The sequence below is a fragment of the Arthrospira sp. PCC 8006 genome (assembly GCF_046480465.1).
Classification (GTDB): Bacteria; Cyanobacteriota; Cyanobacteriia; order Cyanobacteriales; family Microcoleaceae; genus Limnospira; species Limnospira platensis.
The window spans coordinates 1-10,958 of the sequence record NZ_PKGG01000181.1 but is presented as its reverse complement, the minus strand read 5'-3'; the positions used below and the strand labels follow the sequence as shown (position 1 = coordinate 10,958).

The following is a 10,958-nucleotide window of genomic DNA, read 5'->3' as shown; positions in this document are numbered from 1 at the left end:
CTACGGACTTAGAAAACTGAGCCTTGGGGTGAGAAATCCCTCAAGTGACTGCTCTCAAACTCAGGGAAACCTAAATCTGTTCGCAGACAAGGCAATCCTGAGCCAAGCCCTTGAAGGGGTGAAGGAAATATATAATTTCTGGAACTTCTTTATGCGAAGGTGCAGAGACTCGAGGGGAGCTACCCTAACGTTAAGCCGAGGGTAAAGGGAGAGTCCAATTCTCAAGGCAATTAGGCGCGGATCAACCTACCTGATGCTGTAGCGAAAGCTGCGAGAGGATGAAAATCCGTTGACCTTAAACGGTCGTGTGGATTCAAGTCCCACCGCCCCCATTATCTGGAAACCCTTATCCGCATTACGATAGCGGGAATTCACTTAACCCGATAGTCGTATCGTCACACTCAATATGCACTCCATTCAGTCTTAGCACACGGGACAATTAGCGCATATCCCTCAGCAACAAAACTTAATTATTGACGGGTTAATCAATAAGCACAACTTAATCAATCTGTCAAATATCCATTCCTCCCCCCCAACCAAACACCGATAGGGTAGTTCCCTTGTGATAGCAGTCAATGGCAAGCCTATCGGTTCGTTCCTCACCATTGACTGCTATCACATCGGTCGCACCCCCAAGAGTGTTTGTTCCGGTTGGGGGGGAGGGTATGGCTCAAATTTCAAAACCCATAGGGGTAGTCAGGTTATTGGTGAAATATTGAGGAACCTACTCGCTACCAACAAAATGCGATCGCATAATCACGACTAACCTGGCTATGACATACTGAAGCGATACCCCCAAACAACTTTTCAACTGGTGACTTGTTTCGTCAGCTCTCGCTGATACCTACATAATCCTAGGGAATTGCTTTACCAGCGACACCCGATACCTACATAATCCTCAGCAAGTCTCCAATTTATAGGGGTAATCATCATGTTCAGAACTCAGTACCCCTAATAGACGGGTTAAGGTTTTGGCTTAGGGTGTTTATTGTAGGTAAACTAGGGGTGAGCATTCATATTATCTGTTTACAGTCTGTAAACAGATAATATGAATGAACCCCTACAGTTAGAAACCATAGGGGGCCATTTAAGTTATTGGGGTAGCTGTTAGGTGTTAGGGTTTAGGGTTTTCTCCAACCATCATCATCAATATCATCTCTGTTGATTGGAAGATGGGGTGATTGCTTTTTATCTTCTGACTGTTTTTTGCATACTATTGATGTCATAGAATCACTAACATATCTAATCAAATAATTTAGGCTATTTTGGATACCGTCTAACCTACTCTCAATCATTAGGTTTCCTGTATGCGTAATGAACGTACTGAGAATAATCGCGACAATAATTAACCCTAATTCAACTATTACCAAGTTCATTTATATTAATTTCCAAAAATGAAGTGTAAACCATTTAATCCTTTCTAGTGGAGAAAATTAAGCGTAAAAATTGCTGTACGGCGGTGATTCAATTATTTGATATTCATTAAGCCATATAGTCTCTTTTTTAACTAGCATAGCTTGGTTAACATCATTGTAGGCATAGAATTTAAGCCACCCTGCCATTTTCCAGTACACGGGTACACTGTCAGCCAGCGTCAAATAATATCCTGATAAATTTGCAGCCAGAAATGTCGGGTAAAGTTTTAACACCGTGTAAATTATCGGTATCTTCTTTAAAGAATTTATCGTATACTTTAAACCAATTACCCTCTGATATATCAAGTGCATTAGGCATAATAAATTCAATTAATATTGGCATTTAGTCGTGTAATACATAAAGGGGATTCATTAACTAAGGTATAATCACAAATATCAATAGCTGACCAATCCTCAAAAAATGAAACATTGACATCTTCTTTAGGCTCAATTGAAAATAAATCCCCGCCTATTCCATTATAACTACTATCATCATAGTGGTGAGTTAAAAATATTTCTGTACCCGTGTTTAAGATGCTTATATAACATCGCAATATCGCTACTGAAGGGCTAAAAGTTGTCACATTATAAAACGTACTAAACAGAACGCTTAAATCACCATCGCTTTGTTTCTTGTACTGCAAAATGATATTATATTCCTGACAAATCGCATGACCAAATATAAATATTTTACCGATTAATTTTCCAATTTTATCACCGGATTTGATATCGATTTTTAACAATTTATTATCACTATTGTTGTAATTGTCGTTATAAAAACCTCCTGTATATTTTCTAATATTATGCTGTTTGATTGGTTGCGTTCTATCTTTAAACTGAATGAACGAAGTTTGAGTGGCTCCGTTAACGTCTAAAGTAGTTTCTGGCTGTATTCCGTTAATCCCTAGACTACCGGTATCTTTAAGTACCATTGATAAATAACCACCGGAACCGGGGCTATTTCTTTCCTGAGTGTATGTTCCGCGTCTAAACCATGCAAAATCTGTATTTGAGCGAAGAAAATATAGTGTAGCATTTTGAATACCACTGTTATAGTTTGTGGAGGCGTTCCCGTAATACTGTATCTTTATCCCGGTAGTTCGAGCAAAGGATAGATTGTCAATATTGTATATTTTTTTTATCACTAGGAATTGGGGTTAATCCTAGCGTTACATCATAATTACAATACTGACTAATAGCAGCTATATCAGCGTTAATCTGATTAATTTCATTGTTTAAATTCTTAACATCTTCTATATTATACAAATGTGGACTAGGGTTAAAATCAGCAGGCTTATCTGATATTCTATCCCACGGAAACCATGATTTATATATTTCAAAATTATTCATAATTTAACCTCTTTATTGATTACTTAATTAAATGGTTGATAAATTAACACTAGTCACTTTAATTAAATGATTACATATCGATATATTCGATAATTGTAACGCTGATATTAGCCGTAGATTCTGCTATTGCTTGCAACTCAGTTCTACCCCAAGTTATCGAGATGGTGTCGCCTGGTTTAACCGAAAATGCAGCGTCTGGAATATCAGTGCCTGTAGGGTCAAATATTAGATGTACATTGGTATTTGAGCGATTCTTTACAAACACCGTTCTACCGTTACTGGTAGCATTGATAGGCACAACTTCCGTGATAGTGTTAGCAGTCAAACTTATCGCTGTAGTTGTCGGTGTTCCCGGTATTTTACTGTTAATGTTTAGAGTGTCTAAATTGACAATAGAACTGTAAACACAGAAACTCATAATAAACCCCTAAATCAAAGTACAATTTACCAATTTATTGTTTGTTCTAATCCAACAATATTGGTTACGCTATCCTCAGTTATAGCATAGATAGAAGCTGTTGATTTTAGTTCATCATCCCACCCAGCGTTAGGAGGTAAATATAGGCATTGATAAGGTACACAATTACTAATATCACCGTGACAAAACCATACCCCTACAGAACCTACGTTTTGTAAGTGCAACCTATACCGATTAATATTTGAGGGTCTAACTAACGTGGGGGTATTGCCTATTGTAACGCCAAAGTTTTTAGGCTGTGTTAATATTGGCGTTTTCGAGAGAATATCAAGTTGGTATTCTGCCATACCAAAAATATTAATATAATCGTTATTGTGTAATTGCGTTAAACACCGAGCTTTCAATATTGAGTCATTATCAATTGCCAGACCTTCATTTTGATTAGTGATTAATTCAATTAACAGGTTTTCAGTGTGAAAACCACCATAATAGGGGAGCTTGAAAACTCCTAAATTTAACCCGTTTTCTGTTGCCATATTCCAATAAAATATTTGTAAATCTACCGCTCCCTGCAAAACTTCCTGTTTTTTTTGCCATCTTTGATAATAACTATCCTCTGGATAAATTTTAGGCACTTCTGACATCGCAATATTAGGGATATAACACCTAGCGTTTAACGAGGATATATAACTGTAAATACCGATATCATATTTATATCTTTCTGTTATTAATGATTCTAAAGTAGTACCGTTAAATAATTGTATAGAATTATTCCAGTTAGTAACGTCTATATTGGGCGTGATATTTTTAATGCCTCGAACCATTTTAACCACCTATTAATAAATTATTTATTAGTATAATATTACTACTTTAATGTGATTATTTAAATGGTTAGAGACACTATTAGGTCAAGTACACCTAGGAATATTGGTAGGTCAGGCGGGGTTGGTAGGTCAGGTGGTGTAAGTTCAGGGTTAGCAGGAGATTTAGGCGACCAAACATCTTCAACAATGGACTTTGGTAGGGGTTTACCGTATGCAAGGGAAAGAGATAGAGGAGGTGTTCCCGGATTAGTAAATCCTTGGGACCCAATCACCAGAGTGCCGCGTGGAATTAACCCAGAAGACCATGGTAGGTGGAAAAGAGAAGACGAGGCACGACGAGTAGATGATGACACACGACGAGTAGACGAGGAACCCCCAAAAAGAGACGAGCCAAAGGGAGGAAAAAAACCTAGGGGAAAGGGTGGTGCTGGTAGAGGTTTTGGCGGTCCTAATAGCGGCGACAAGATAGATGATGACAAAGGTAGAAGGTCAGATATTGGAGGTGATGAAACTACCAAAACCTACATTGACGAATTAATTGAAAGAACTATAAACGTTAAATCAGATTGTAATTATTTATTGCCTTTCTGGGTTGTTCCCTATGGACATTACACAAGTACCTATAGGCAATATAATCCACCACGTTTTTGTGAATATGAGGAAAAATATGATATTGAGGCAGAAGTGCACAGGTTAGGAAATCAAATCATTTTCGATTGGAATATACATCATAAGTATAGTGATATCTGCGAGAATATCTCTTATGATAGAACAATACCAGTAAGCTATACTCTACTGCCTTATAGATGGCTGCCTGAGTCACGGGTTATAGTATGGGATTCAGATGACACAAATACAATTATCTGCGAATATTCACAACTAGAATTAAACGGAATAGATGATGGTCATTATCCAGGTGTTCATACCCTATTTAGTGCTGTATATATTCGCGGCGAATATTTACAGACTTTTTTAAATATGCACAAAAGTCCTAGTAATACTAGAAGAATCACAACTTGGTACTCCCTTGGCAGAAGGATAATAAATAAAGAGTTAAGCAATCGCTGGAGAACTCTATGGACGCACTATGGACAGAGAGATAAATACTATGATATAAGAAACTCTAGTATGATGATGAGACACACATTTTGGGGGTTAGGGGTATTCCCGTGTAACAAAGAGGGAGCTAATTTTGTTTATGACCCTATATGTGAATTAGAATATACAGAGGTAACGCGAAATATTGTAACAATACCAGATATGAACGAAGAATGCTGTGGAATGATTAGACGGATTTATGAGTTTTTAGACCCTGAATCCTTTCCCGCTCAAATGCCTGAAAAAATAACGGTTAATGCTAATAATCGAGAGAACAGAATTAAACGAATAAACACATTGCCAGAATGGTTAATGTATCAATTCGATATTGATGACGAAAGATGGGGTGAGTTTGAAGTTAAAGTCGAGATTGATGACGTAAATTTGATGACCAAAGAACAGGAACACGCGGAAATCAAATTGCCTAACTTAGCTGAGGCGATAGCGGAAATATTCGGGATGGTAATAGAGATAGCTATTAGTCACCAAGTGACCCAAAACGCCGTTTTAACCTGTTTACATGAGACTGGGTTAGCGCATTCAGCAGCCTTTAAAACCGGTAGAGAGGTCTCAGAAATATTAGATTATTTAGGCTTTAAAACTGAGGAAAAATACGCAACACTTAAAACAGCTTTTACTCCTGAAGCTGAGAGCTTTAAGGAACTGTTAAAACCTAACGAAAGTAAAGTTAAAATAACTAATAAAAAGAACGCTAAATAAACACTACAGACAGCCTTAAATCAAATAAATGAAATATTCTCAATAGTTAGAGAACAAGGTACTTTACAGGTGAACAGTAATGACCCGTCTAAAGACATATTAGCCGATTTAACGCGGTTATATGATTCAATGAAAAAACAAGACGATATCAGAGAACAGGAAACCAAGAAAGTACAAGAATTATTGAAAAAAGACTTTCCTGATATCAAGATAGAAACCGAATTGATTGACGGCGATAACCCACTGAGAGGAACTTTGTAATGGTAGCTAGAAGCGCGAGAATGCTAAGGAGTACTCGTAGCTTGTCTAGTCGTCAAACCCGTAGCAGTATAGGCAGAAACGGAGTTAGACAGATTAACTTAGCTCAACGTACATCCACTCAAGAGATGGGTTGGTTTGGCAAGCTATGGGCAAAAATAACTGGTAAAGTAGTTGAATGGGGTAAATCGTTTGGAGGTTGGTTATGGGAGGGTATTACTAAGTTTTTATCTAACTTTAGTTTTGAGAAATTAGCACGATTTATCACGTCTAATTGGGATAGTTTCTGGAATTTCAACTGGAATATATCAGATGAACAGATAGACAAAAATATGATGAATATTGCTAATCAATTTATTAGTACTACCGCCGGTTTTTTGGGTAATATGGCAGGTAAATTAGTTTGTGGAGTATTACCTACCATCGGCATCGCATTTATCAACAAAGCTGCTGCAATACACATTGCCTTAAGCAAGGGGCTTGAAATGCTTATGGAAGTATCTACAGCTTTCGGTTCATACGTTAAACAGTCATTTAACATGGCTATGAAAGCCATAGCGTGGCAACTGTTTAAACATGGCAGACGAGCGGTTAAAATGTTTTTAGATAAAAGTCCTTCAACACTTGCAACGGCTATTATTTCAATGGTTCCTGGTGGTAAAGGAACGATTGAAAAATGGGGTGACGAAAAAGGGGAAGAATGGAGTTTCGGAAAGCAAAAAAGAGACGCTAGAGAAAAGTTACCAGAAAAATATGATGGTAAGTTAAACACCATTTGGAACCAAGACAGTTCCGAGGAATTCTGGGATGAGTTTAGCGAGAACTGTAAAGAAGCAATTATTTTAGTTGCTCAAGGATTAGATGAATATATTGCCTTGCAACGCATTGAGGAAAATAGACAGCAACAGTTAGTTAATGCAGTTATTGAAAATGGTGGAGAGCGATTTAGACTTGTATCATCATTAAGAAACCTTCAATAAAATGTAGCAAATGCGTTAGCTCAAACTGAAATATTAGGAAATAGAGATATGGGGCAATTTGTAGGGTCTGGAGATATCTCTTAAGTTCCGAATAGTAGTAATTTAAAAATTCAATTAACCTTTATTTTATATAACTATGAAAAGCCTCCATATTGGACTAAAGAACGTAGGAGTACATTACAAAAAACTCAAATAGAGCTACCCTCAGTTGAGAGGCATAAAATAATGTGGGATAAATTACAAAAGATTTTTACACAACCTAGTAAGTCTGCATTTACCAAAGGCAATATAAAAGTAGCTTGTCAATTAAGAAATGGTAGAAAATTCTCATTTTTTGTAAATGAATCAAGTAAAAGTAACGCAGAAAGAATTTGCAAGTATTTAGTACAATTAACGAATTCTAGTATTGTTTACCCTTTGATATGTGAGGAAAGGAAAGGCTATGGGGGCAGGGAAAATGCGAAACGAATAAAGGAAACAAAAATGTATATATCGGAGGTTAAAATACTTAACTGGGAATTAATCGATAAGTTTGAACAAGCCAAAATCGATATGGGAGAAAGTTCCGCTTTAGCAATGTATAAAGACCCTAGGAAGTCTAAAGTAAAAATTCCTTTACATTTTGAGAATAAACCAACATGGATAGATGATGTTATCAGAACAGCTACTCGAACATCATTAGAAATGAAAACTGGGAGCCGGCTACCTACATCGACTTAGTGTAGTTTTAACTAAATAGGGAGCTACATATATGTAGCTCCCAGGCAATTAATTAAATGAAAGAAACCACACACATCAGTTTAGTGTTATCTTGTTAATATTGATTTATCGGAGGCGATGATTATGGCAAGTCCAGTGACTCTTAATGGTGACACTCTTGAGCACCAATTATTAGAAGTTATTGAACAGGTTCAGAGAGCGCAAATAAGTGGGACTAGAAACCCTGACGGTGTAACGGTAGTCACAACTTATACCCGCAACATGGCAACTGGAGCCGTGACAGTATCCCTAACAATTCCCACTGACGATGTATTGAATGCCACCAGTGGTTCTATTGATGTAATAGCTATCCCCGTGTTCATTGACGACTAGGGTTCATTAACTAGGTAGACAACAATAGTGTTAATGTCTACCTATCTAAGGTTTTGTTTGATAATTAATGAGGTTAAATTATGCCGTTAAATGATGCGTATAATAAATATAAAGCCGAGTTTGTTGCTAAACTAGCGCAACCAAAGGGTACTTGCCTTGGAAGGTCTCTAATGGTTGAGGCCCCCGTAGATAAAACCAGTAAACACGTCATCCCTATGCCTATGTTGCTGCTTTATACACTATCTGGAAACGCACTGGGGCTTGAACCAAGCGAGGTTAGGGGTTTAACTATTTGGAAACCGCCGGTAAGAAGTACTAGCACTTATACAAACGCCAATAGACGTAATATTATCGTAGGTTCGAGAGTTAGGGCATGGAAACGCTCGGAATATACCAGGATTTTCGTAGAAGCTCCCCTAGATACGCAGGGTGTTTGGCGTACCTATACGACATCGGGAACAAACGCAGGCGAAAGAAAGCTAAGATTTATTAGTTTAAAAGTTCCGCTAATTTTTTCTATCAGTTCTTTATTGTATGTATTCGCGAAATATTGGAGTAAAAAACCAGCGTCAATCAGAACTTACAATTCAATGTTCCGTATTCCTGCATCTGATGACATGACCTTAGCTAAATTAGGGGAATTAACAACAGGCAAAACTGAAGCACCAAACCAAGTACAAGGAAACCTTAGCGCTTTACCTGAGAAAACAGGCAACAAACCATAATAACTATCTTGTTGCTAATTATATACCCGTTAAATCACAAAATAGGATTAACGAGTTTTTTGTATTGGTTATTATTTGTACATTCTATATATACTTAATGTAATACTTGATATTTTTATAAATAAGTGTAAATTGTATAATTTATGTTTATTTTTAATAAATTAATTAGATAAGATAATTTTAATTAAATACAGTGAATTCAAAAGAGCAAGGTAACTATACAGTTACAGAATCAATTGAAGGTAGCGTAACTGTAGAAAATGTAACTAATGTCAATACTAATAAAGTATTGACTCCTACAGAATACAAAGAGACGTTGAGTCGGTTTAATCAGTTTACTAAGTTTCTGGAGTTGGTTAATACTTACCTTCCTTACCCCAAAACTTCATTAATTCAATCATTGACCAACAAACTCCAAACGTCGGAGATTATCAACTCAAATACCTTTTATCTGACATATTCAGAGATTGCCACACTTAAACGAGTCACCAACGCAATCCTGACGCTATTAAAAGCAGGGGGGGTGAAGCTGCCTCGTAAGGTTACGGGAGCCATACAGGATGATATTAACGCCCTAGAAGACCACCTACTGGGCTCTGAGAGTGATTTAGAGCATGAAGATAATGAAGTCAACCCATTTTCTAGTTGGTTAGATTAAGGGGTCTAGCATAAAGTCACCTTGCATATAAATTGTCTAGTGAAGTGTGAATTAAAAAATATGCAAGGTGGCAGTCAACAAGTATTAGGAAATTATAGCATGATACCACGTCATTGGTCCGAGGTTAGACTTAACCTACGAAACATCGCGTTAACCCCCTTGATGTATATCGGTCATTCCCTATATATCAAAGTTCCAATTTCTTACAAGCGAGCTGAGATAAAATATGAGTTAACCCTGGTTAAGTTTGATAAGGATTTCATCGCTTATTTTATAGGCAAAATTCTTAAAAAATTAATACCATTACATCCTGACAAACTTGAGGAAATTTGTACAGAAGCCCTAGAGTTCTACAGGGCTGAATGGGATATATATCAAGCCGAAAACGGCGGGGATAGAGAACCTGATAATCCTAATACATCTTTCGGAGTGTACCCAAAAGATGAAAAATAAATACAATGCTAGAGGGCAAAAAATAGACGGCTATTATTTTCCAAGTGCATTTGAGTGTCGGGTTTATCACCTTCTACGAAAACATGATAATCAATTAATTGTTCACCCTAAAATGACATTAATTGAACATGCAAAACCTTGGAAAAATATCACCTAGACCCCCGACTTTTATAGTCCGTTCTTTAATCGTTACATCGAAGTTAAGGGATTATTAACTGATTCATTTAAGCTAAAAATGCAATTATTGCAGTACCTTAATCCTGGCTTAGTCAATCAGTGTTGGTTTGTTGTAAGGGAGACATCCTACCGATGGCAAGGCATCTCATTTATCAATATCGACGAGTTTCAGGAGATTTTAAACAACTTAGAAATTCCAAGGGCAAACAATGAATAAACTACACTACAAGGGGTTATTTTCTATTGACGGTGAGTTCATAAACACCACCTATAACCCACACCTATTTGAGTCAGAAACCACTCAAATAGCCTACCGGATACTAACCCCTATAAAGGAACATAAAACCCAGAAAATCCTTGATTTAGCTTATTCCTATATGGGTTGTTATAGCCCTAGGACTACAGAGGTCACGCTACAGCAAGGTTGACAAATGAAGGCAGCCTACGAGTATCAATTGTTGGCAACTCTCAATTTTGGGAGGTATGCAAAAAAATCTCAAACGTCATAATCAATCAATCATCAAAGGATAATTAATCATGAGTATCGGATATTACGGCAAAAAACAGGACGATAAATTTAGTTATTGCAGTGCAGTTAAGCCCGGTGAAACGGCAACCTTTCTAATTGTTGATTATGCATAATTCCGAATTAAGTCACCTCATTTATGGATATTCGGGAAAGGTGTATCAGGGGATTTTTCTAACTTCAATGATAAGGATTGGAGTTATTCCAAAGGTGATAAAGAATTAATTGCTGTACGGTTTTATATTGAAAAATACGAGACTGAAT

14 protein-coding genes and 1 pseudogene are annotated in these 10,958 nt (G+C 36.9%); 9 read left to right on the top strand and 6 right to left on the bottom strand.

Annotated elements, in window-relative coordinates; genetic code table 11:
* Positions 1 to 1,121: 1,121 nt before the first annotated feature.
* The 6 genes from B9T16_RS20815 to B9T16_RS20790 all read right to left on the bottom strand — a co-directional run bounded on the left by B9T16_RS20815 (position 1,122) and on the right by B9T16_RS20790 (position 4,007).
* On the bottom strand, positions 1,122 to 1,376 hold the full coding sequence (locus tag B9T16_RS20815) for a hypothetical protein (RefSeq protein ID WP_035735690.1): 255 nt from the start codon (positions 1,374 to 1,376) through the stop codon (positions 1,122 to 1,124).
* Positions 1,377 to 1,584: 208 nt separating this feature from the next.
* On the bottom strand, positions 1,585 to 1,734 hold the full coding sequence (locus B9T16_RS20810) for a hypothetical protein (protein ID WP_014275953.1): 150 nt from the start codon (positions 1,732 to 1,734) through the stop codon (positions 1,585 to 1,587).
* A 7-nt stretch (positions 1,735 to 1,741) separates the two neighbouring features.
* Entirely contained in the window at positions 1,742 to 2,560 is an 819-nt protein-coding gene (locus B9T16_RS20805) for a hypothetical protein (RefSeq protein ID WP_410245663.1), read from the bottom strand.
* Complete coding sequence (locus tag B9T16_RS20800) at positions 2,535 to 2,765, bottom strand: hypothetical protein (RefSeq protein ID WP_410245662.1); 231 nt, start codon at positions 2,763 to 2,765, stop codon at positions 2,535 to 2,537. The genes B9T16_RS20805 and B9T16_RS20800 overlap by 26 nt, the downstream gene beginning before the upstream one ends.
* Before the next feature lie 70 nt (positions 2,766 to 2,835).
* On the bottom strand, positions 2,836 to 3,183 hold the full coding sequence (locus tag B9T16_RS20795) for a hypothetical protein (RefSeq protein ID WP_410245661.1): 348 nt from the start codon (positions 3,181 to 3,183) through the stop codon (positions 2,836 to 2,838).
* Between the two features lie 26 nt (positions 3,184 to 3,209).
* Positions 3,210 to 4,007 (bottom strand): hypothetical protein, encoded by a 798-nt coding sequence (locus B9T16_RS20790; RefSeq protein ID WP_410245660.1) that lies wholly within the window; start codon positions 4,005 to 4,007, stop codon positions 3,210 to 3,212.
* A gap of 63 nt (positions 4,008 to 4,070) precedes the next feature.
* Here B9T16_RS20790 and B9T16_RS20785 point away from each other — a divergent pair, with 63 nt between their 5' ends.
* The 9 genes and pseudogenes from B9T16_RS20785 (at position 4,071) to B9T16_RS20745 (ending at position 10,385) form a co-directional block, all read left to right on the top strand.
* Positions 4,071 to 5,825 carry a hypothetical protein gene (locus B9T16_RS20785; protein ID WP_410245659.1) on the top strand — a complete coding sequence of 585 codons (1,755 nt, stop codon included), beginning with the start codon at positions 4,071 to 4,073 and terminating at the stop codon, positions 5,823 to 5,825.
* 69 nt (positions 5,826 to 5,894) lie between these two features.
* Complete coding sequence (locus tag B9T16_RS20780; RefSeq protein WP_410245658.1) at positions 5,895 to 6,086, top strand: hypothetical protein; 192 nt, start codon at positions 5,895 to 5,897, stop codon at positions 6,084 to 6,086.
* A gap of 41 nt (positions 6,087 to 6,127) precedes the next feature.
* A complete protein-coding gene (locus tag B9T16_RS20775; protein ID WP_410245657.1) occupies positions 6,128 to 7,063 on the top strand; it encodes a hypothetical protein in 936 nt (311 codons plus the stop codon).
* 225 nt (positions 7,064 to 7,288) lie between these two features.
* Positions 7,289 to 7,783, top strand: a complete 495-nt coding sequence (locus B9T16_RS20770; RefSeq protein WP_410245656.1) for a hypothetical protein — start codon at positions 7,289 to 7,291, stop codon at positions 7,781 to 7,783.
* Between the two features lie 123 nt (positions 7,784 to 7,906).
* Positions 7,907 to 8,155, top strand: coding sequence for a hypothetical protein (locus tag B9T16_RS20765; RefSeq protein WP_410245655.1), 249 nt, complete (start codon positions 7,907 to 7,909; stop codon positions 8,153 to 8,155).
* 80 nt (positions 8,156 to 8,235) lie between these two features.
* Positions 8,236 to 8,880, top strand: coding sequence for a hypothetical protein (locus B9T16_RS20760; RefSeq protein WP_410245654.1), 645 nt, complete (start codon positions 8,236 to 8,238; stop codon positions 8,878 to 8,880).
* Between the two features lie 193 nt (positions 8,881 to 9,073).
* Positions 9,074 to 9,538 (top strand): hypothetical protein, encoded by a 465-nt coding sequence (locus B9T16_RS20755; protein WP_410245653.1) that lies wholly within the window; start codon positions 9,074 to 9,076, stop codon positions 9,536 to 9,538.
* Positions 9,539 to 9,637: 99 nt separating this feature from the next.
* Positions 9,638 to 9,991, top strand: a complete 354-nt coding sequence (locus B9T16_RS20750) for a hypothetical protein (RefSeq protein ID WP_410245652.1) — start codon at positions 9,638 to 9,640, stop codon at positions 9,989 to 9,991.
* Positions 9,981 to 10,385 (top strand): annotated as a pseudogene (locus B9T16_RS20745) (DUF1064 domain-containing protein). Before B9T16_RS20750 ends, B9T16_RS20745 begins: the two are co-directional and overlap by 11 nt.
* Positions 10,386 to 10,958 lie beyond the last annotated feature (573 nt).